Source organism: Mycoplasmopsis pulmonis (assembly GCF_900660575.1).
GTDB lineage: Bacteria > Bacillota_I > Bacilli_A > Mycoplasmatales > Metamycoplasmataceae > Mycoplasmopsis_B > Mycoplasmopsis_B pulmonis.
The window spans coordinates 641,152-663,980 of record NZ_LR215008.1; the positions used below are offsets into that span (position 1 = coordinate 641,152).

17 protein-coding genes and 5 tRNA genes are annotated in these 22,829 nt (G+C 28.5%); 5 read left to right on the forward strand and 17 right to left on the reverse strand.

Annotation, left to right across the window (positions count from 1 at the left end; genetic code table 4):
• Window positions 1-127 precede the first annotated feature (127 nt).
• The 3 genes from EXC36_RS02645 to thyA all read right to left on the reverse strand — a co-directional run bounded on the left by EXC36_RS02645 (window position 128) and on the right by thyA (window position 2,879).
• Entirely contained in the window at window positions 128-1,384 is a 1,257-nt protein-coding gene (locus tag EXC36_RS02645) for a TatD family hydrolase (RefSeq protein ID WP_158304729.1), read from the reverse strand.
• Window positions 1,385-1,525: 141 nt separating this feature from the next.
• Window positions 1,526-2,017 carry a dihydrofolate reductase gene (locus tag EXC36_RS02650; RefSeq protein WP_041364161.1) on the reverse strand — a complete coding sequence of 164 codons (492 nt, stop codon included), beginning with the start codon at window positions 2,015-2,017 and terminating at the stop codon, window positions 1,526-1,528.
• Window position 2,018: 1 nt separating this feature from the next.
• The gene (thyA, locus tag EXC36_RS02655) at window positions 2,019-2,879 is read right to left on the reverse strand and encodes a thymidylate synthase (protein WP_129690345.1); all 861 of its coding nucleotides are present in this window, start codon (window positions 2,877-2,879) and stop codon (window positions 2,019-2,021) included.
• Between the two features lie 240 nt (window positions 2,880-3,119).
• Between thyA and nrdF the strand changes: the two genes are divergently transcribed.
• From nrdF to EXC36_RS02680, 5 genes are all read left to right on the forward strand, one after another.
• Window positions 3,120-4,145, forward strand: a complete 1,026-nt coding sequence (nrdF, locus tag EXC36_RS02660; protein WP_129690347.1) for a class 1b ribonucleoside-diphosphate reductase subunit beta — start codon at window positions 3,120-3,122, stop codon at window positions 4,143-4,145.
• A gap of 3 nt (window positions 4,146-4,148) precedes the next feature.
• Window positions 4,149-4,604, forward strand: coding sequence for a class Ib ribonucleoside-diphosphate reductase assembly flavoprotein NrdI (gene nrdI, locus EXC36_RS02665; protein ID WP_010925341.1), 456 nt, complete (start codon window positions 4,149-4,151; stop codon window positions 4,602-4,604).
• A gap of 33 nt (window positions 4,605-4,637) precedes the next feature.
• Window positions 4,638-6,773 (forward strand): class 1b ribonucleoside-diphosphate reductase subunit alpha, encoded by a 2,136-nt coding sequence (gene nrdE / locus EXC36_RS02670; protein WP_010925342.1) that lies wholly within the window; start codon window positions 4,638-4,640, stop codon window positions 6,771-6,773.
• A gap of 30 nt (window positions 6,774-6,803) precedes the next feature.
• The gene (locus EXC36_RS02675; RefSeq protein ID WP_010925343.1) at window positions 6,804-7,475 is read left to right on the forward strand and encodes a 16S rRNA (uracil(1498)-N(3))-methyltransferase; all 672 of its coding nucleotides are present in this window, start codon (window positions 6,804-6,806) and stop codon (window positions 7,473-7,475) included.
• Window positions 7,476-7,552: 77 nt separating this feature from the next.
• On the forward strand, window positions 7,553-8,320 hold the full coding sequence (locus EXC36_RS02680) for a hypothetical protein (RefSeq protein ID WP_129690349.1): 768 nt from the start codon (window positions 7,553-7,555) through the stop codon (window positions 8,318-8,320).
• Window positions 8,321-8,392: 72 nt separating this feature from the next.
• Here the strand turns inward: EXC36_RS02680 and EXC36_RS02685 are convergent, their stop codons facing one another.
• From EXC36_RS02685 to EXC36_RS02750, 14 genes are all read right to left on the reverse strand, one after another.
• Window positions 8,393-9,250, reverse strand: a complete 858-nt coding sequence (locus tag EXC36_RS02685; protein ID WP_129690351.1) for an HAD family hydrolase — start codon at window positions 9,248-9,250, stop codon at window positions 8,393-8,395.
• A 139-nt stretch (window positions 9,251-9,389) separates the two neighbouring features.
• Complete coding sequence (locus EXC36_RS02690; RefSeq protein WP_129690353.1) at window positions 9,390-13,670, reverse strand: DNA-directed RNA polymerase subunit beta'; 4,281 nt, start codon at window positions 13,668-13,670, stop codon at window positions 9,390-9,392.
• Between the two features lie 2 nt (window positions 13,671-13,672).
• Window positions 13,673-17,323, reverse strand: coding sequence for a DNA-directed RNA polymerase subunit beta (gene rpoB, locus EXC36_RS02695; RefSeq protein ID WP_129690355.1), 3,651 nt, complete (start codon window positions 17,321-17,323; stop codon window positions 13,673-13,675).
• A 196-nt stretch (window positions 17,324-17,519) separates the two neighbouring features.
• Window positions 17,520-18,254, reverse strand: a complete 735-nt coding sequence (locus tag EXC36_RS02700) for a DNA-processing protein DprA (RefSeq protein ID WP_010925348.1) — start codon at window positions 18,252-18,254, stop codon at window positions 17,520-17,522.
• A 75-nt stretch (window positions 18,255-18,329) separates the two neighbouring features.
• Window positions 18,330-19,169 carry an FAD synthase gene (locus EXC36_RS02705; RefSeq protein ID WP_010925349.1) on the reverse strand — a complete coding sequence of 280 codons (840 nt, stop codon included), beginning with the start codon at window positions 19,167-19,169 and terminating at the stop codon, window positions 18,330-18,332.
• Between the two features lie 83 nt (window positions 19,170-19,252).
• Complete coding sequence (locus tag EXC36_RS02710; RefSeq protein WP_050780379.1) at window positions 19,253-20,071, reverse strand: YcsE-related riboflavin metabolism phosphatase; 819 nt, start codon at window positions 20,069-20,071, stop codon at window positions 19,253-19,255.
• Window positions 20,064-20,912, reverse strand: a complete 849-nt coding sequence (truB, locus tag EXC36_RS02715; protein ID WP_129690357.1) for a tRNA pseudouridine(55) synthase TruB — start codon at window positions 20,910-20,912, stop codon at window positions 20,064-20,066. The genes EXC36_RS02710 and truB overlap by 8 nt, the downstream gene beginning before the upstream one ends.
• A gap of 76 nt (window positions 20,913-20,988) precedes the next feature.
• Window positions 20,989-21,073 (reverse strand) — tRNA-Leu (locus EXC36_RS02720).
• A gap of 25 nt (window positions 21,074-21,098) precedes the next feature.
• Window positions 21,099-21,174 (reverse strand) — tRNA-Thr (locus EXC36_RS02725).
• A gap of 1 nt (window position 21,175) precedes the next feature.
• Window positions 21,176-21,251 (reverse strand) — tRNA-Val (locus EXC36_RS02730).
• Window positions 21,252-21,255: 4 nt separating this feature from the next.
• Window positions 21,256-21,331 (reverse strand) — tRNA-Glu (locus tag EXC36_RS02735).
• A 4-nt stretch (window positions 21,332-21,335) separates the two neighbouring features.
• A tRNA-Asn gene (locus EXC36_RS02740) sits at window positions 21,336-21,410 on the reverse strand.
• A 112-nt stretch (window positions 21,411-21,522) separates the two neighbouring features.
• Window positions 21,523-22,104 carry a hypoxanthine phosphoribosyltransferase gene (gene hpt, locus EXC36_RS02745; protein WP_010925352.1) on the reverse strand — a complete coding sequence of 194 codons (582 nt, stop codon included), beginning with the start codon at window positions 22,102-22,104 and terminating at the stop codon, window positions 21,523-21,525.
• 68 nt (window positions 22,105-22,172) lie between these two features.
• On the reverse strand, window positions 22,173-22,823 hold the full coding sequence (locus EXC36_RS02750; RefSeq protein WP_010925353.1) for a deoxynucleoside kinase: 651 nt from the start codon (window positions 22,821-22,823) through the stop codon (window positions 22,173-22,175).
• Window positions 22,824-22,829: the final 6 nt, after the last annotated feature.

Here is a 22,829-nt window from a genome sequence, read left to right on the forward strand (position 1 = left end):
TATAATTAAATAAAATTTAAAAAACCTAGAGTTAAAAATAGCAAGAGACTCTAGGTTTTTTATTAGTATTTTTTTAAGTTTTATTAAAGATTTTACAAATATTGATAAAGGGCGTTTTTATTTAATTTTACAATTTAAAAGTTCTATTAAAATTATCCAAAACTATCTTAGCTATTTTTTGTGGAGAGCTTTGTTTTATTGCTGCAATGGCTTGAATTACATATTTAACATAATGGCTATGATTTTTTTTATTTTTATATTGTGAAGGTGTTAAATATGGTGAATCACTTTCAACTAAAATTCTCTCTAAAGGAAGGTATTTTATTACTCTATGAATTAATTGATTTTCAAAAAATGTAATTACCCCTGAAAAGGAAAAATATGAATTTAAAGATAAAAACTTTCTAGTTCATTCTATGTAACCAGAGTGGCTATGAAAAATATAAGTTAAAGAGCTATATTTTTTATCACTTATAATTTCATAGATTTTATCATGAGCATCTCTGACATGAAGAACTACCGGAAGATTATATTTAAGAGCAAGATCTAATTGAGATGTAAAAGATCTAATTTGATTTTCTTGAGAGGGATATTTTTTGCGATAAAAATCAAGACCAATTTCACCTATTGCAATTGTTTTATTTTCTATTAGTTTTTCAATTTCTTGATAGTCTTGATTTTCATTTGCTATTGTTGGATGAAGACCTACTATTGAATAGACATTTTGATTAATTTTAGCTAGCTCTAAAATTTCTTTGTTATCTTTTTGATCTATACCTACAAGAGCAACTTTTTTAATTTGATTTTTAAAAATATTTTCAATTTCCTTTTGAGGATTTTTATAATATTTGCTTGTAATGTGTGAGTGAGAATCAACTAAAGGATAGTGAATGTCAAAAATGTTAATTAAGTAATAATAAGTTGAATCTTTTATTTCCAATTTATGTTTAAAATCTTTGATAATTTCATGGCTTTCTAAATCGTCTTTTTCAACTTTAAAATAAACATTTTCAAAAGCAATTTTGTTTTGTAAAAATTCAAAAAACATATCAAGACCAAGCTGTTCTAATCCTCTATTTTTGTATAGGGGATTAATAAGAAAATTTACATAAGCTTTTTGCTCTTTTTTATCATCATTTATTTTTGTATAAAATTTAAAAACTCCAATAACTTCTTGATAAGTTTGCCCTTGATCAACTAATCACATTTGTATTTTAGAAAAGGTTTTTTTATCCTTTAGATGATTGGTTTGTTTTTTTAATTTTATAAGTTTTTCAAAATCATCTTTAAGTTCATCTTTTAAGTTATTTTCAAAGTGATTTATAAAAGAGATGTACTTGTTTTTATACTTTAGAGATGCTCTTGTTAATTTCAAAAAAGTCATATTATCACCTATAGAAAACTTTTTAAAAAAAACTCTAAAAAACAAAATCATCTTTTAATAAAAACTCTTTTGTAAAAGAGAAATTTTAAGCATATATTTATGATAATATTTTTTGGCTTTTAAATAAGCAAAAAAATGTTTTTAAATAGAGTTTTTTTGATCTTTCTTTTTGTAATAATAAACACTAAATTGATCGTAAATTTCTGGTTGTTTATATTGGACAAAATTTGAAAAATCAACGCTTAAATATTTATTGCCTTCATAGCTTCCTTTTACTATTGAAACAATTAAAATATCTGAAAGAGGTATTAACTGTTGATAAACATAAAGACCCCCTGCTACATATATATCTTTTTTGTCATTATTGGCATATTCTTTAAGTAAATCTTTATAGTCATAAATGACCTCAACATCAGGGTGGTCGATTTTAAAATCTTTTTCATGAGATAAAACATACATTTTTCTTTTATCAAAAACTTTTGGTAAAGAAAAAAAAGTGTTTTTTCCCATTATCAAAGTTTTATGTAAAGTTTGTCTTCTAAAATGTTGAAACTCTTCCTTAATGTGTCAAGGCATTTGGTTATCTTTTCCGATTAGACCTTCTTTGGTCATAGCTCATATTGAAATTATCATTTTAAACCGCCACTTCCCCTTTAATAATTGGATCAAATTCATAGTCAACTAATTCAATATCTTCAAAATTAATTTCAAAAATATTTTTGTTTTTGATTATTAATTTTGGCAGTTCTTTTGGATTTCTTTTTAGTTGAGTTTTTACTTGCTCAAGATGATTTACATAAATGTGAGCATCTCCAATTGAATGAACAAAATCACCAACTTCTAAATTAGTTTCTTGAGCTAATAAAAAAGTCAAAAGTGCATAAGAGGCTATGTTAAAAGGAATACCCAAAAAAGCATCAGCACTTCGTTGATATAGATGACATGAAAGCTTATTATCATTTACATAAAATTGAAACAAAGTATGACAAGGAGGTAAAAGCATAGTATCTATTTCACTTGGATTTCATGAAGAAACTATTAGTCTTCTAGAGTTTGGATTATTTTTTATTTGTTCAATAACTTTTTTTAATTGATCTATTCCCAAAAAGTCTCTTCATTGCTTTCCATAAACTGGACCTAAATTACCATGTTTTTGAGCAAATTCATTATCATCTTTGATTTTTTGAATAAACTCTTTTAAGCTCTCGTTTTGAAAATCTTGACTTTTTTTATAACTCTCATAAGGTCATTGATTTCAAATGTTAACTTTGTTATCAACTAGATATTTAATGTTAGTATCACCTTTTATAAATCACAGTAATTCATGAGCTATAGCACTAAAATTAGTTTTCTTTGTTGTAACCAAAGGAAAGCCCTTAGATAGATCAAAACGCATTTGATAACCAAAGGCACTAATTGTGTCAACACTAGTTCTATTTTCCTTATGTTTTCCCTTTTCTAATACTCATTTTAAAAAGTCTAAATATTGTTTCATCTTTGATATTTCCCCAATTGTTTTTAGCTTTTATTATAGGTTATTTTTTTCCTATTTTTTTTATAAAAAAAAATATAAAAGAAATATTTTGAGATTTTGTAATTTTTTTATGTATATTATTTAAACTATCACTATTGTTAAGTAGTTAAGTTATATATTTTTTAAGAGGTTATATATTTTTAAAAAGTAGTATGTAAAAATATTAATTTTGAAATTATTTTAAAAAATATAGGGGTAATTATGAGTCAAAAAGAAAGAAAGACTTATTTTGAAGATTCAACTTCTCCATTAGAATTTGCTCTTAATAATTTTAGTGGAAAAATGCGCTCTGTTAATTGAAATAAAATTGATGATGAAAAAGATTTAGAAGTGTGAAATAGAGTTTGTCAAAATTTTTGACTTCCTGAAAAAATTCCTGTTTCAAATGATTTAGAAACTTGAAGATCTCTTGATCCTATTTGACAAAAAGTAATTACCAGAACCTTTACTGGCTTAACTCTTTTAGATACCATCCAAGCTACCATCGGTGACATAGCACAACTTCCTCATTCTTTAACTGATCATGAGCAAGTTATTTATACGAACTTTGCTTTTATGGTGGCAATTCATGCTCGCTCTTATGGAACAATTTTTTCAACACTTTGTTCAACTGAGCAAATTAATGAAGCTCATGAATGAGTAATTAATACCAAAAGATTGCAAGATAGAGCAAAAATTTTAATTCCTTTTTATACTGGAAAAGATCCTTTAAAATCAAAAGTAGCAGCTGCTTTAATGCCTGGATTTTTGCTTTATGGTGGTTTTTATTTACCTTTTTATCTTTCTTCAAGAATGAAGCTTCCTAATACTTCAGATATTATTAGACTAATTCTTAGAGATAAGGTAATTCACAACTATTATTCAGGATATAAATATCAAAAGAAAGTTGAAAAACTTTCTCTTGAAAAACAAAAAGAAATGAAAGAATTTGTTTTTGATCTTTTATATAAGTTAATTGATTTAGAAAAAAAATATTTATATGAGCTCTATGAAGAAATTGGACTTGCAGAAGATGCTATTAAATTTTCTTTATACAATGCAGGTAAATTTTTGCAAAATTTAGGTTATGACTCACCTTTTACTAGTGAAGAGACTAAAATTGATGCTGAAATTTTTAGTCAACTCTCAGCTAGAGCAGATGAAAACCATGATTTTTTTTCTGGAAATGGCTCTTCATATGTAATGGGTATTAGTGAAGAAACAGAAGATGAAGATTGAGAATTTTAATTAATGCATGAAGATTTAATAAAAGTTAGCTCAAATACTATCAAAAAACCAACTGGTCAAGTATTTGTAGTTTATTTTTCATCAATTTCTAATAATACTCATCGCTTTATTCAAAAGTTAAATTATGAAAATCTTAGAATTCCAGTAAATATGGAAGAGTCTGTTTTTGTTGATAAAGATTATGTAATTTTTGTCCCTACCTATAGTGGTGGAGGAGAGTTTACTCAAGGTGCTGTTCCTAAACAAGTAATTAAATTTTTAAACAATGAAAAAAACCGCTCTTTTTGTAGAGGGGTAATAGCTTCAGGAAATACCAATTTTGGTAATACTTTTGCAATAGCTGGACCTATTTTGTCCAAAAAATTAAATGTGCCTCTTTTATATCAATTTGAACTTCTTGGCACTAGTGAAGATGTTAAAAATGTTCAAAATATCTTAGAGACATTTTGAAAAACATAAGCTTTTATAAAGCTATATATATAAGGAACTAAAATGACTAAAAAGAAAAATCAAGAAAAATACATCAACTTGAATGCAATGGCTAAGTTATATTGACAAGATGGCCAAAACATAAACTACGACCTTCAAGCTGCCCATGATTATTATGAAAGTAAAATAAAGCCTCATTTTAGAGTTTTTGAATCTTTTGAAAAGAGAATTGAGTTTTTAGTCAAAAATAATTACTATGAAAAAAGCTTAATAGATCAATATACAATAAGCCAATTAAAAGAGCTAAATGATTTAGCTTATAGCTATAATCATTTTTTTCCCTCATTTATGGGAATTTTAAAATTTTATAATGCTTATGCTCTTAAGAGCTTTGATGGAAAAGAATATTTAGAAAACTTTGAAGATAGAGCTCTAATGAATGCTTTGTTTTTGGCCAATGGTGATTTTGAAAAAGCTAAAGCTATTTTAAAAGAAATTATGCTCAAAAGATTCCAACCTGCTACTCCAACATTTTTAAATGCAGGTAAGGCCCAAAGAGGAGAGTATGTTTCATGTTATTTAATTAGGACTGAAGATAACATGGAATCAATTTCAAGGTCAATAACAACTTCACTTCAACTTTCAAAAAGAGGTGGAGGAGTTGCAGTTTTGTTAACTAATCTAAGAGAGCTAGGAGCTCCAATTAAAAACATTCAAAATCAAGCAACAGGAATTATTCCAATTATGAAAATATTGGAGGATTCTTTTTCATATGCAAATCAACTAGGACAAAGACAAGGAGCTGGTGCTGTTTATTTAAATATTCACCACCCTGATATTTTGCAGTTTTTAGACTCTAAAAGAGAAAATGCTGATGAAAAAATTAGAATCAAGTCTCTTTCGCTAGGTCTTGTTGTTACTGATATTGCTTTTGAGCTTGCAAAAAACAATGAAAAGCTTGCTCTTTTTAGTCCTTATGACATTCAAAAAGAATATAAAAAACCAATGAGTGATATTTCAATTACTCAAGAATATTACAATCTATTAAAAAATGACAAAATTAAAAAGACCTATATTAACGCTAGAAAACTTTTTACTTTAATAGCAGAGCTTCATTTTGAAAGTGGATATCCATATTTGCTCTTCGATGATACAGTTAATAGAAGAAATGCCCATCCAAATCGAATTGTCATGTCTAATTTATGTAGCGAAATCGTTCAGCCTTCAACAGCTAGTGAATATAGTGCTGATTTGAGCTATACAAAAGTTGGTGATGATATTAGTTGTAATTTAGGAAGTTTAAATATTGCCAAAGCACTTGAAAGCGGAAGAGAATTTAAATCTTTAGTGGCTAATTCAATTTTTGCCCTTAATCAAGTTTCTAGAAAAGCAGATCTTTCAAGTGCTCCTTCAATTGAAAAGGGAAATAACAAAAACCATGCAATTGGTCTAGGAGCTATGAATTTACATGGCTTTTTGGCAAATAATGAAATTTTTTATAACTCACAAGAGGCCCTTGATTTTACAAATATGTTTTTTTATGCAATGGCATATTATGCTTTTGAGGCCTCTCAAGAGCTTAGCCTAATTTATGGCAAATTTCACGGTTTTGAAAAAACTAAATTTGCCGATGGTTCATACTTTGAAAAATATACAAAAGGTGATGAAAATAAATGAAAGGCAAAAACTAAAAAAGTTCAAGATATTTTAGAAAAATATGATTTTTACATTCCAAGTCAAAAAGATTGAATTGAACTTGTTGAAAAAATTAAAAAAACTGGAATAGCAAATTCTCATCTTATGGCAATAGCCCCTACTGGCTCAATTTCATATCTTTCTTCATGTACTCCTTCACTTCAACCAGTAGTAGCTCCTGTAGAGGCTCGTAAAGAAGGTAAACTTGGAAGAGTTTATGTTCCTGCTTATAATTTAAATTCAAATAATTTTAAATACTACATTGAAGGGGCCTATGAAATGGGACCTATTCCTATTATTGATATAGCAGCCGAGGCACAACAACACATTGATCAAGCTATATCACTAACTTTGTTTTTAACTGATAAAGCTACAACTCGCGATTTAAATAAAGCCTACATTCATGCTTTTAAAAAGGGTTGTTCATCAATTTACTATGTAAGAGTAAGACAAGATGTTCTTGAAAATAGCGAAAATTATGAATGTGAATCTTGTGCAATCTAAGGGCAAAATTAACTTATAATTGCAAGAGCTATGTTTAGATTTTTTGTTGAGCAAAAAGAAGATAATTATTTCATTTTAACAAATGAAATTTTAAATCATATTAAAGTTGCTAGAGTTCAAAATAAAAACTTCATTTGTATTTATGAGCAAGTTTTTTATCTTTGTAAACTTGAGGGCAAAAAGGCTTTAATAATTGAAAAAATAGATGCCAATCATGAATTCAAAAATCAAGTAATTTTGGCAATGTCAGTTATTAACACTAAAAGATTTGAACTAACAATTCAAAAAGCAGCTGAATTAGGAGTGAGCTTATTTATTCCGATGCTAAGTCAAAATGTTGAGCAAAAATTAGGCAATGACATTGACAAAAAACTTCAAAGATGAAAAACTATTGCTTTAAATGCTTGTGAGCAATCTTTTCGAAATAAAGTTATGGAAATAACTTATCCTAAAAGCTTTAATGAAGTTATTGAAATGGAAGTTAAAAATAAGTACATAGCCCATGAAAAAGCAAAAGATTTTTTGACTAAAAGCTCTTTTGAAACTAACTCACTTTTTTTAATTGGCCCTGAAGGGGGCTTTAGCCAAAAAGAAATAGACCTTGCTCAAGAAAAAAGCTTTGAGCTTATTTGGCTTGGAAAAAGAATTTTAAGAGCTGAAACTGCTGCTTTTTTTGTACTAAGTCGAATTAATGAAGACTAAATTAAGTTAATATTTTAACTTTGTTATAATATTAAAATTGTATGAAAATGAAAAATCTTAAGTGGAGTTGAATTTCTTTGGCTTTAGCCTACACTCTTTTGTGTGTTCTTTTAATAATTTCAGCTGCGGTCTTTATTTTTCAAAACAAAAGCAAAGATCCTAATGTAATTCAAATAGCCCTAGCTCTTTCTTTAATTGTTTTAATATTATGAATTGCAATGATTGGAATTTTGTTTTGAAAATGAAAAAAAATTCCTTATAGCTTTGTTGAAGACTATGTTGAGACAAAAATTTTGCATGAACAGCTTATTTTAGGAAAAAAAGACTACAAAGTTAAACCAATATGAATAAAAATTGGAATTTTCAATTTTTATTGATGAACTATTAGTCCAGTATTTTCGCTAATGGCTTTAATTGTGCTATTTTTTACAGCTTCAAAAATTAAAGAACAATATTTTTTTACTATCTATATTTTTATTGCTTACAACTTATTAAATGCACTAATAGCATTAATTAAATTAATAAATATTAGTCCTTTTAAAATAAAAGTTGAAAAAATGTTTTTGGATAAACTTCGTCAAAACAAAGAGTTGATTTATGCAACAAATCCTGTAAAAGCAAGCGATTTAAAGCAAGGTAAAAATCCTTATGCTTTGGACAAAATCCAAAAAATGCACTTTGAAAGTCTTGAATTTAAAGATGGCCATGAACAAAGTCAAAATACAGATCAATTTAAAGAGCTCAAAGATATTGAAGTCAATGACTTGGAAGTTGATAATTTAGAAGTTGAAGAAATTGAAGAAAATTTTGAAGATAAAAAAGTTGAGCAAGAAAATCAAGAGTAATAGCTAAAAAATAAAAAATGTATCTAAAAAGCTAGATACATTTTTGTTTGTTTTTTTAAAGTAAATAAAGCTTTAATTTTTAGATATATCATTTAAAAAATGATAAATCCCCTCTTCATTGTGGCTTTTTGTTTCAAAAAGAGCATTTTGCTTGACAATGTCTTTGGCATTTTTCATTGCAACTGTGTATTTAACCACTTTAAACATTGAAATATCATTGAGTTCATCACCAAAGGCTAAGGTTCTTTGAGTGTTTAAATATTTATTTTTTTCTAGAAACTCCACTCCCTTACCTTTATCTGATCCTTTGGGCATAATATCATTGACTGAAATTTGAGAATCTAGTGAGTAAATATTATTAAATGTTTTTAAAAATTCTTGAAGTTTTAAAAACACTTTTGGATCAGTTTCTTTTTTTATAACCAAAAATTTAAAAATGTCATGATCATCAGTGTTAAAATCTAGGTTTTTTCAATCTAGGTCAATAACTTCAAATCTTTGGCTTTGCTCTCTTGAATTTAATGACTGATCAATTCAGTCAAATCAAGGACTTTTTTCAATGGCTTTATATCTTGTCATTTTATCTTCAAGATACATTATGAAAGTTATTTTTTGCTCTGTTAAATAATTGAATATTTTTTTAGCCTCTACTTTATCAATTGAGTTTTTAAAAATAACTTTATCGCTTAGTGGATCATAAACCATAGCTCCATTACATGAAATTACAGGGCTAGTAATATTTAGTTCATTAATTTCTTTTTTAACAAAATATCATGGCCTTCCTGTGGCAATAAAGATTTTTTTTTGCTCATTTTTTAATTTTTCAATAATGGCCTTGGTTTTAGGTTGGATGCTTTTGTTTTTGTCTAAAAGAGTTCCATCCATATCAAAAATAAGTGAGTCAATATCATTTATACCAATTTTTTTCATCTTTTCCTTTTCTTATAAATTAAAAATTTCTTAAATTATAAAATTAAAAGTTGCTTTAGTTAAAAAACTTTAATTAAAAAAGTTGCTTTTTGCTTAGAAAAACAAAAAAACTAGCTCTAAAGCTAGCTTTTAAATTAAATTATTTATTTTGAGAAATTCTAAATTCATTGAACATGTCTGAGACTTCATTGTCCATTTCAATTTTGTAGTGTCTTTGAGGAGATTTATCTTTGAAGTATTCTTTTGGATCTCTAATGTCAAATTTAGATTTACTTTCATATTGAGAGTTTGTTCCAGCTGGAATTTTCTTACCTAGAATAATGTTTTCTTTAACCCCAACTAAAAAGTCTTGTTGAGATGAAATTGATGAATTAACTAAAATTTTAGCCGATTCTTGATAACTTGCCGCTGCAAGGAATGAATTTGAAAGAAGTGGGATTCTTTTAGCTCCATGAATTACCACTTTACCTTTGGCAGGTTCAAGTCCTTTTTCTAAAAGCTCGTTATTTGTGTTGTAAAAATCAAGGTTATTTACAAGTGAACCAATAATAAAGTCACTATCTCCTGGTTCAGAAATTTCAATTTTTGAAAGCATTTGGCTAATGATAATTTCAATGTATTTGTCATTAATTGCAATACCTTGCATTCTATAAATTTTTTGAATTTCTTTAAGTAGATAACTTTGAACTTTTCTAGGTCCACCATATTCTAGAAGCTCTTCTAAAATAATAGGTCCATCAATAATTTTTTGACCTTTAACGATTTTGTCACCAACTTTAACACGAAGTGTTCTATTTTTAGGAACTGAAACTACTTCTGTTTGACTTGCATCATCTTGGTCTAAATAAGTTATATAAACTAAGTTAGTATTTTTGTCTTTTGGAGTTTTAATCTCAGTTATTATCCCATCAACTTTTGAAATAATAGCTGGTCTTCCTCAAGGAGAACGATGAGCATCAATAAGCTCAGTTAAACGTCCAAAACCACCAGTAATATCCTCTACACCAGCTACCCCTCCAGAGTGGAAAGTACGCATGGTTAGCTGAGTTCCAGGCTCACCAATTGACTGGCTAGCTGTAATACCAACTGCCTCACCAATTGAAACAATTCTTGAAGTTGCAAGATCTTTACCAAAACATTTTTGACAAACTCCGTTTTTAGCCTCACAACCTAAAATTGATCTAATGTTTACTTCTTTAACATCATGAACTTCGACAATTTCTTCTGCCATTTTTGCATCAATTAAAGTATCTTTTTCTACAATGACATTTCCATCTTTGTCTTTGACATCTTCAATTGTAAATCTTCCTTCAATTCTTTCTCTAATTGGAACAATAACTGTTTTAGTTTTATTGTCAACAATGTCTTTAACAACAAATCCATTTTGTGTAGCACAATCTTTTTCAGTTACAACAATTCCTTGAGCCACATCAACTAGCCTTCTAGTTAAATATCCTGACTTAGCTGTGTTAAGAGCAGTATCGGTTAGTCCTTTACGAGCTCCGTGGGTTGAAGAATAAAACTCATAGGCAGTTAGTCCATCAAGAAAAGAAGATTTAACCGGAATTTCAACAGTTGAACGAACAACCCTTTCGTTTTCAGCATCGGATTTAAGGATTTTAGTATTGTTAGTCATTAGTCCCCTAATTCCAGCTAATTGAACATAGTTGGCCATATTAGAACGAGCCCCTGAATTCATCATAATAAAAATTGGATTTAATGGATTATTTTTAACAATTTTCTTAAGGTCATTTTGAATGTTATCTTTAACTTCAGATCATTTGTTAATTGTTAGAGAATATCTTTCATCGTCGGTTAAAAGACCTTCACGATACATAGATTTAAGTTCACTGGTGTAATCATCACCTTCTTTAATTCTTTCTTTTTTGTTATCACTTACTTCAATGTCATGAATTGAAATTGATGTTCCTGATTTAGTTGAGAATTTAAATCCTAAGTCTTTAATTTCATCAAGCACAGAAGCTACAATATTGACATAGTCAAATCAAACATTTTCAAGAAGCTCAACATATTGATCAACTTCTCAAATTGGTTGATTTGGATTTCCTGGAGTTTTTAGAGAAAGTTTTTTATTTACATCAACAAAGTGTTTTGTTGTAAATTTTGAAAGTGATTCTGCATGAATGTATTCAAGAGCTGTTTTGTTTGTTGTAACTAAATTAGCAAATTTTGTAGAAGTGTCTTTATAGTTTGTGTGATTTACATCATTAATAACACTAGCTACATCTTCTTTTGTTAAAACAGGAACATATTTGTCAAAAATGGTTCTAATAATTTTTGAAAGATCTTTTTTAGAAAGAGCATCATTAATAGGAGTGTTTTGAATTGTCTCTTTTATGTTTAAACCATAAGGAATATAATATTTTTTAGTATATTCTTGAGCATCACTTATAGATGAAACTGATGAGTCAAAGATAAATGGGAAGTTTTCAGGAAAAGCTTGGTTAAAAATGAATTTACCAACTGTTGAGAAAATATAACCTTTATCACCTTTTAAATTAAAGGTTTTTTGTAACTTTTTAAATGGAATTGCAACTCTAGCATGAAGAGAAACACTTCCTTCTTCATAAGCTCTTAGCATTGAATTGGCATCTTGGAAGACTTTTGCCTCTCCTTTGGCCCCTGCTATTTCAATAGTTAGATAATAAATACCTAAAATCATATCCTGTGAAGGGTTAATAATTGGCTCACCATCTTTTGGCCCTAAAATATTTCTATTAGCATAAAGCAATTCTTTAGCTTCTCTAACAGCTTCATCACTAATAGGAACATGAACCGCCATTTGATCACCATCAAAGTCAGCGTTAAAAGCTGTAGTTACAAGTGGATGAAGTTTAATAGCCTTACCTCTAATTAAAACTGGCTCAAAAGCTTGAATTGAAAGACGATGCAATGTAGGAGCACGGTTTAAAAGAACAGGTCTTCCTTGGATAACTTTTGCAACATGAGGTCAAATAATTGGATTTAAATTATCAATTAATTTACGAGCACTTTTAACACTTAAGGTAATTTCTTGATCTATTAATTCTTTAATAATTCATGGCTCAAATAATTTAGCAGCCATTTCCCTTGGAATACCAACTTGGTTCATTTTTAATTCAGGACCAACAACAATAACACTTCTTCCTGAATAGTCAACCCTTTTTCCAAGTAGATTTTGTCTAAAACGACCTTTTTTACCAGTTAGAGCATCTGAAATAGACTTTAGATTTCTATTATCTTTAGAAGTTACAGGTTTAGGTTTTTTCTTAGAATTATCTATTAGAGCATCAACTGCTTCTTGAATCATTCTAAGCTCATTTTGAGTAATCAAAGTAGGAGCATTTAATTCAATTCATTTTCTTAGACGATTATTTCTAATAATAATTCTTCTATATAGCTCATTAATGTCACTTGTTGAGTGTCTTCCTCCATCAAGTTGAACTAAAGGTCTAAGCTCAGCTGGAATAACCGGCAAGTTATAAATTAACATGCTAGTTGGTTTTTGTCCAGAGTTAATAAAAGACTCAACTACTTGCAATCTTTTGTAAAGTTTGGAAAGATCTTGCTTTCTTGAAGAAGAAGTTTTTTCTAAGTTATTAATTTCTTTAATTTTAGATTTAATTTTTCTTTGCTCTTCTTCAAGGTCAATATTTTCTAGTAAAAATTCTATGGCTTTTGATCCAGTTTGAATTTTTGCACTTGAGTACTCTTCAATAACTTCATTTAGCTCGTAAAAATCAACTCCATAGTCATTTCCAACTTTTGATCCAACAATATCATTAAGGTGATTAATGGTTCCATCAATAATTTCAAGAGCATCAGCGTCATTTAAATTTAGCTCTCTTAGTTCAATAAGAGCATCTTTATAAATTTGAGCTGCATTATTAATATTGATAATTTTGTTTTTTGGTAAGCTTTTTAGGCCACCATTATCTAAAACAATGTGGCTTTTGTAGTAAATAATGTTTTCTAAGTCATTTTTAGAAACATATTCATTGCTCTCTCCAACTCTTAGTACTAATAATTTCGAAATAATTGAATTGTCAATTTTGAAAAATCAAAAGTGAACAACAGGAGTTTGTAAAGCAATATGACCCATTCTACTTCTTCTTGAAATTTTTGGCAATATTTCAGGTTTTTCAATTTCACATTGAGGAGTGTTATTACATGTTAGACCTTCATTGCTTTTTTTGTATTTTTTACCACAAATAGGACATTTATAGTCAGTTGCAGGACCAAAAATTAACTCATCGAAAAGCCCATGTCTTTCTGGTTTATAAGATTTATAGTTAATTGTCTCTGGCTTGGTAACTTCACCATGAGATCACTCTAAAACATCTTCTTTAGTTGCAAGAGATAAGCTAACTTTTAAAATCTTTTCTTCATCAACTGTTGAATATTTTCTAGTTTTTGGCATAATTAAAACTCACTTTCACTAACATTTTCAGAAGCTGTTTTTAGCTCTTGATCAAGATTTGAACTTTCATATTCTTGGCTTGGTAGTTCTTGTTTTTCTTCTTCTTTTTCATGAATTTGAAGTTTGATTCCTAGCCCTCTTAATTCATAGGCTAAAACACTAAATGACTCAGGAACTCCCGGTTTAGGAAGTTTTGTTCCACTTGTTAGAGCTGAATAAAGATTATTTCTTCCTTGAATATCATCTGATTTATAAGTTAGTATTTCTTGTAGAATGTTGGCAGCTCCATAAGACTCAAGAGCTCAAGTTTCCATCTCCCCAAATCTTTGTCCTCCGTTTTGACTTTTTCCTCCAAGAGGTTGTTGAGTAATAAGAGAATAAGGTCCAATACTTCTTGAGTGCATCTTGTCATCAACCATGTGAGAAAGTTTGAACATATACATAACACCAACAGAAATTTCATTGTCAATTTTTTCTCCAGTTGTAGGATCAAAAACTTTCATTTTCCCTGTTCTAGGCAATTTAGCCTCTTCAAGAGCATCCATAATATCAGCTTTTTTAACACCATCAAAAACTGGTGAGACAAATTTAACACCAAGTTTTTTAGCAGCCATTCCAAGGTGAAGCTCAAGAACTTGTCCAATGTTCATCCTTGAAGGAACCCCTTGAGGATTTAAAATAATATCAAGAGGAGTTCCATCTTCTAAATAAGGCATATCTTCAACAGGAAGCACTCTAGAAATAACCCCTTTGTTTCCATGGCGACCAGCCATTTTGTCTCCAACTTTGATTTTTCTTTTTTGAGCTACATAAACTTTAATCATCATGTCAATTTCTTCTTCAAGAACATTTCCATTTTCTCTACTTAGAATTTCAACATCAATAACTGTTCCTTGGTGTCCGTTTTTAACTTTTAATGATGTGTCTTTTTCATTAGAAATTTTTTGGTTAAAAATTCCATTTAGTAATTTTTCAGCAGGTGAGATGTTTTCATCTCCTTTAGGAGAGACCCTTCCAACTAAAATATCACCTGTAACTACTTCAGAACCTATTCTTACAATACCATTTTCATCAAGGTGTCTTCTTGATTCTAATGAAGCATTAGGAATATCAGCTGTTAATTTATCATCTCCAGCTTTTGATTTTCTAAATTGAATAGTTTGCTCTTCAATGTGAATTGAAGTAAAGACATCATCTTTAACTAGTCTTTCACTAACTATAATAGCATCTTCATAGTTATATCCATTTCAAGTTGAAAAACCAACAAGCACATTTTTACCAAGAGCCATTTCACCATCTTTAAAGCTTGATGAATCAGAAATTAAATCACCTTTTAAAACTTTATCTCCCATTTTAACAATAGGACTTTGAGAAATAACTGTTCCTTGATTTGTTTTTTCAAATGTTTTTAGTTGATAAGTTTTTATACTTCCTTTTTCAGAGGCACTATCTTTAATTTTTATTTGAGATCCATCGACAAAAACAACTTCTCCATCAACCGTTGATTTTAAATTGTTTGGTGAAAACTTAGCAATGTCAGCTTCAATTCCTGTTGCAACAAGAGGAGCTTCTGCAAAAAGTAAAGGAACAGCTTGACGTTGCATGTTTGAACCCATAAGTGCACGGTTGGCATCATTGTTTTCTAGAAAAGGAATTGAAGAAGCAGCTAGTGAGGTCATTTGTTTTGATGAAACGTCAATGTAGTCAACTTCTTTTGGTGAAACAACGTTATAGTCAAAATTAGACTTAACAATAACTTGTTCATCAGTAATTTTTCCATTTTCATCAATTGAAATTGAAGATTGAGCAAAAGTTCTATTGATTTCTTCATGAGCTGTTAAATAAACAGGTTGAGAAAAATCAACTATTCCATTAGTTACTTTGAAATATGGAGTTTGTAAAAATCCATATTCATCAACTTTTGCATAAGTTGCTAAGTTAAGAATTAGCCCGATGTTTGGTCCTTCAGGGGTTTCAATTGGGCAAATTCTTCCATAGTGAGTTGCATGAACGTCACGAACTTCAAATTGAGCTGTATCTCTATTAAGACCACCAGGCCCTAGAGAAGTAATTTTTCTCTTTGTAGAAATTTCTGAAAGAGGATTTGTTTGATCCATAAACTGAGAAAGCTTTGATGAGTTAAAGAAGGTTTTAATTTGGTTTTGAATCATTTTGTTATTGGTAATGTTTTTTGGAGTGATTCTAGAGATTTCTTTAGAAGACATTTTTTCTCTAGTATTTTTTTCCATTTTTAAAAGACCAATATTTAATTGGTTTAATAACAATTCTCCAACACTAACTATTCTTTTATTAATAAGTGAATCAGGATCATCATCTCTACCAATGTTTTCATTTAAATTAAAGTAATAGTTAATAATTGCAACAATATCTGAAATTAATAAATGGTTTTCAACACTAGTAGGATCATTACCAATTACAAAGTGTTTTTCTCCATCTTTTTCCATAGCTTTTTTAGATTTAAAAATATAAATACCAATGATGTTCATTCTGTTTTTTAACTTAGGATTTGTATCAAGTAATTTTCCATAAACATCGCTAGTAATGCCATAGTCTTTTAGATCAATATTTTTAATTAGACCTTCTTTAAAAGCATTTTGAATATCATTTGCAATATCATTTGTAATATAGATGCCTTTTGGATATAAAATTTTTGGCTCCATAGTTGGATCAACATTTTTTAGCACTATATCTTGGGCTAGATAAGTGGTAATGATTCTATCAAATAAGCTTAGCTTACGATTAAGCATATATCTACCAGTTTTTGATAGGTTATATCTTTTTTCGTTAAAAAGTAAATTTGAAATTAAATTTTGTGAAGCTTCTTTAGTTATACGATCACCTCTTCTAACTATTCTAAAAATATTTTCTTGAGCTTCTTTTCTAATTTCAACAATGTCTTTGTTTTTACCTAAAATTTTGTCTTTTGAAAGAGTGTTTTTTAGAGTTTCTGAATCTCCAAAAAGTTTATAAATATTCTCTTCAGTAAAACCAAAAGAAGATAAAAAGGTTGTTAATAAAAATGATTTGTGTTTATCAATTTTAATTTTTACACTATCTGAATTTGATGTAACTTTGTGTTTAATTTCAATTCATGAACCAATTCTTGGCAGAACTTCAACTTTATTGAACAAATCATCTGATTGTTTATCACGAGTTTTTTGAGCAAAATATGCTCCAGGTGATCTAATAAGTTGTGAAACAATAACTTTTTCAAAACCATTAATGATAAAAGATCCACTACTTGTCATTAGCGGAATATCACAAAGAATTACCTCATCAAAAGAAATCTCCCCAGTTTCTGTTATGTGTTTTTGCAATTTTACATAAAGCCTTGCTGAATAAGAAATACCTTTTTGTTTAGCTTCTTTAACTGCTTTTTGCTCAGTTACAAGTGGTTTTTCAATTCTTTTTGAACCTAAAACATACTTGATCTCAACTTTGTTATTTGAAGATTTAATTGGATAATATTTTCTTAGAGTAGCTTCAATTGCTTTGTTCAAGAATCAATCAAAAGATTCTTTTTGGATAGCCAAAACATCAGTTAATGGAAGAGAAAATCTAGTTTTTGAATAGTCTCTTCTTTTTGTGTACTGACCAAAATTTTTTAGCTCATAATTAATTTTTTGCGGCATAAACTTAGCTCCTTAAAAGTAATTTTTAAGTTTTTTGATATTATTTTAAATCCTTAAAATAAACAAAAAAACTAATCTAAAACATTAAATTAGTCATTTCATTTGTTAATAAATGTAAAATGTTAAATGTCATAATTAGTTTTTTAATTGTATAACAAAAAAATAAAAATTACGTAATTTTTTTAAAGAATTTTTTTTATGCTAAATCGCTATAGTGTGTAATCAATTTTGCCCCTTCTTTAATTAGATCATTATTGCCAAATTCATTAAAATTATCTGTTGGATAACAATAGATCATTTTGCCCATTTCTAAAAAGAAATTTACTAAGTGAAGGCTTTTAGAATTTTTCTTAAATTCGAAAAATACTAAGTATTTAGCAAGAGAAGCTAAAATTTCACTTCTTGATTGAAGCCTTTCTTTTTTAACTCCTACCTCAGGAGGGTAGATGCTAATAAGAAGATTTTTTTCAAAGTCAAATTCTTTTTGAGAAAAATAGGGATTATCTAGTCCGTTAGCTGCTAAAAAAATTACTTTTAGATCTTTTTGAATAAATTTTTTGACAACTTCATCATCAAAGCCTGGAAAATTTAGAGTTACTAAAGTTTCATTTTTCATATTCTCAACAAAATCATCTAAAAGATCTAAGTTTTTTTGACTTACAACATCTCCACTTAGAGCTATTTTTGTGTTTTTCAAAAGATCTAAATTCCCTTTATAAAACAAAATAAATGGTGGGTTATTTAAATATTTAAACTCTTCTGGGTATTTTGAACTCAAAATTGTAATGTATTTAATTGAATTTTCTTCAAGCATTGATTTATATTTTTTTAGCTCTACAGGGTCTATTTGTTCATGTTTTTTTAAAGATTCAAAAATCTTTTTTGTATTTCCTTTGTTTATAAAAGAAAAATACAGTAATACTTCATTCATTTTATCACCTCATTAAGTAATAGTCAAAAAAGGCTATTTTTATGAGAAAAAAATAAATTTAGGATTTTTAGCTAGTTATTTTTTTCTAAAGCGATAAAACTCTTTTATTTTTTCAAGGTCTTCTTGGTCAAAATTGTCTTTTGGAGAGCTTGTAATGATTCTTATTTTCTTGACAATTTCAAGAACTACAGCTTTGTTTTTTAAATTTTCAATTTCTTCATAGATAAGAGATTTAACTTCATTTTCTAAAAAGCCAATTCTAATTGCACAAGGAATTGCTTTTTGATCAATTACTATAAAACCAAAATAAATTCCTTTATGAATTTTTTGGATTGTTTGAGGATAGTCAAAAAGCATTTTTTCATTAATAGTTATTTCGATTTCATAATTTTTAATTAAAAGTAAATTAACAAAATCAATTTCTCCAAATTCAAGTTGCTCTTTTAAAAGTGAAGTTGCAATTTTTCTAGAATTAATTGTTTCAATTTCAACAATTTCAACTTTTTGAAAGTGTTTTTTTAAATCACTTGCATTTACACTAGCTCTTTTTCCTAGTTTAAAATCCTCTCCAACAATAATAGAAAAATCACTAGTTTTTTCAACTAGTTTTTTTATAAAATCAAAGCCATCTAGACTTGAAACTTCATTAAAGTCTCAAACAACAAGTTTTTTTAAATTAAAATCAACTAAAGATTGAATCCTTGAGTTAAAAGAAAGGAAATTCTTTGCTTTATTTTTTGGAAGATCAGCTGGGTTTTTAACAATTACAAAAACAAGCTCAAAGTCTTTTTCTGAATATTCAAGAGCTTTTTCAAAAAGCTTTTTATGACCAATATGAAAGGATTCAAAAGCTCCTATAATAAAGCAAATTTTTTCATTTTCAAAGACTTTAGGAAATTTATAAATTTCTAACATTTAAAAAGCTCTTTTACTTTAAAAACTAAATTAAAATCTTTTGGCATAATCTTTAATTTAAAACTACTAATTAGCAAAAGTTCTTAGATGAATTTTTGCTCTTTTAAATAATGAAAAACTCCATCTTTGTTGGCTGGGCCTACAACTAATTTAGCAACTTTTTTAACAGAGTCCAAAGCATTGGCTACAGCAATGCCGTGTCCCACTCCTTTAATCATTTCAATGTCATTTTCACTATCTCCAAAAGCCATTACTTGATCAATTGAAGAGTTTAAATGAGTTGATAAAGCTTTGGCAGCGCTAAGTTTGTTTGTTCCTTTTGAAGAGACAAAAAAGCCACTACTTCATTTTGTATTAATTTCAATTTCAGGGCAGTTTTTTTCAATAAATCCTTTACATTCATTGTAAACATTTTCGTCTTTGCTAACAATTGTTAAAATGGAAATTTTTTCTTTATTAATAGATTTATCAGCTATATCTTTAAATTTGTCTTTGTGGTTGGCTAAAAATCAAGATTGATCAAGGTGTGAGTGGTTTATATCTGAAAGGTGAATTCACTTATCATCGGTAACAAACATTAAATCATTATTAAAGTTTGCTTTAAAAAATTTAGAAAATTTTTTGACATTGTCAAAGTTTAAATAATTAGAATAAATTTCTTTTTTGTTTTTAATGTCATAGATAAAACTTCCATTTGCTCCAATAAAAAAATCTGAATGTCCAACTTGGTCTAAGACATCACCAATTGTTACATATTCTCTACCGGTAGCAAGGGCTGTGTAGTAATTATTTTCTTTTAGCTTTTGAAATGACTCAACAGTTTTATCACTTACTCTTTTTCAACCATAGGGCAAGATAGTTCCATCAATATCTGAGATAATTAATTTTATTTTTTTATTCATTTTTTTCATCCTTTTTTAAAGATTTTTCTATTTTGTTATTAAAAATTTTAATAGGTGCAATAATTTTACTTTCAATTTTGCAAATACCTAAAATTTTTTTAGTATTTTTGTAAATAAAGGCATATTTTCCATCAGCTAAGTCCTTGGAAAATTTTTGTCCTTTAGCTAAAGTCAAAATTTCGTGTTTTTCAAGGCTAAGTACTTCAAGGTCGATAATATCTAAATCACTAACAACTCCTAGATCATTTTTGCTTAGCCCTGAAAGTTCTATTCTTTCAAGATCATCCATCAAAGCATAAGTTTTAAGCTCGAGTCCAATTTGGTTAATTAAAGAGCGAATGTAAGTTCCTCTTGATACTTTGGCTTTAAAAATAACTTTGGGAAAGTCAATTTTTTCAATTTCAATGCTTTTGACAAAAACTTCTTGAGCTTTCATTGAAATTTCGCTTCCTTGACGGGCATATTCATAAGCTCTTTTTCCATTGATTTTTTTAGCTGAAAAAATTGGGGGAATTTGAACAAATGGACCAACAAAGTTTTTAATAGTTTTTTCAATTGTTAGATTATCAACTTTTAAATTAGAAGAGTTAATAATTTTGCCTTGGCTATCAAAGCTTTGACTTTGAAGGCCTAAAATCATTGTAGCTCTGTAGGATTTAAACTTTTTATCAACATAGTCTAGTAATTTTGTATCTTCATCACTGGCTAAAAGTAAAAGTCCAGTGGCCTCAGGGTCTAAAGTTCCTGAATGGCCAATTTTTTTAATATTATTTTGCCAAGCAAAATCTTTGATGGCTTTAAATGAAGAGATGCCTTTTTCTTTATAAATTAGATAAAACATAAATAACCTTAAGTATTTTTAAAGGGGATAAAAAATACCGTTGTTAGACGGTATTTTGGTCAAAAAAACTTTGATATGGTGCACGAGGAGGGACTTGAACCCTCACACTGTAAAGCACTAGAGCCTAAATCTAGCGTGTCTGCCAATTTCACCACTCGCGCAAAAACAAGGTAGTTTTAAACTATATGGTGCCGACTATAGGAATCGAACCTACGACCTACTGATTACAAGTCAGTTGCTCTGCCTGCTGAGCTAAGTCGGCATGGTGGAAGATGAGGGGCTCGAACCCACGACCCTCGCCTTGTAAGGGCGATGCTCTCCCAACTGAGCTAATCTTCCAAAATGGTGACCTATGCGGGATTCGAACCCGCGCATGCATGGATGAAAACCATGTGTGTTAACCTCTTCACCAATAGGCCTTAATGGCGCCGATTACAAGATTTGAACTTGTGACCAACTGGTTAACAGCCAGCTGCTCTACCACTGAGCTAAATCGGCAAAAGCATTAATAAATAGACTTTAAATTCTTTTTCGTCTTTATCTTTGCTAACTTATTTTAGCAACTTTTTTTAAAAAATTTAAATTTTTTTTAAATTTTTTTTGAGCTTATTTATTTGTCATTTATGTACTTTTTATTCATAGTTCCTATATAAGGAAGGTTTCTAAGTTTTTCTTGGTAATCTAGTCCAAAACCAATTAAAAATAAATTTTCTTTAACTTTAAAACCAACTTGGTCTATTTTAATATTGGCATTGGCAACAGCGGTTTTATCAAGAAGAGAAACTACTCTTAAAGATTTAGGATTTCTAGCTCCTAGAATATCTAAAGTTTTTTGAATGGTAATTCCACTTTCAATGACATCTTCAACAACTAGAATATCTTTTCCAGCAATATCAAGAGAAAGGTCCATAACGATTTTGACATTTCCTGAGCTAAATGATTTGCCATGATATGAAGAGGCAATCATAAAATCAATTTGACAATCAACATTAATGTATTTTATTAGTTGAGCTAAAAAAGGCACACAACCTTTAAGAAGACCTACTATTACAAGGTCATTGCTATCTTTATAAGTTTGATCTATTCAAAGGGCAATTTTTTTAATAGCTTCATTAATTTGCTCTTCGTTGTAAATAATCTTGTCGATATACTTACTAATTTTTGGTTTGTCAGTTTTGGTTTTTTGGCTCATTTTTACCTCTAAAATATATAAAAAAATAATAGTTACAAAATAGTAAATGTAACTAATTATAAATTTTTTTAGCTTCTTTTAAGATTTTCTAAAATTTCTTTAGCTTTTGCTAAAGTTTGATCAGCACTTAGCTTATCAGTTTCAATAATTGTATAAGGGATGTTATATTTTGTGCAAAGCTTTATAAAAAGTGGTTTATAAACTGCATGTAATATTTCAAAGTAGTTTTTATTTTTTTCTCAATTGTTAATTTCAACGTCTCTTCCACGACTAAAAAGTCTTTGTTTAAAAACTTCAAAAGAGCAATCTAAAAAAATTGCATGATCAGGAATTTCATTTCCTCTAATAATTACATCAAACATTGCATCATAGGCCTCAAGATAATAAGGGGCTTTTGATTGTAAATTTACATGTGCAAAAATGTAGTGTTCAACTGAAAAACGATCAAGAAAAATAAAGTCCTTTTTAGGATCTAAATGCTCGTTTTCAAAAATTGATAGAATTTTTTCAAATTTGCTTGAATGATTTTCAACAATATAGGATTGAAATCCTATTGTTAGATTTTCTTTTTTTTCATAAAATCATCTTAAAAAAGTATTAAAAACTTCATCATCTTCTTCAAATTCAACTAAATGAAGTGAAGTTGGATAGGTATTTTTTAAAGACTCAACTAGTGTACTTTTACCAGTGGAGATCATTCCACTTATTCCAATAACCATAAAAAA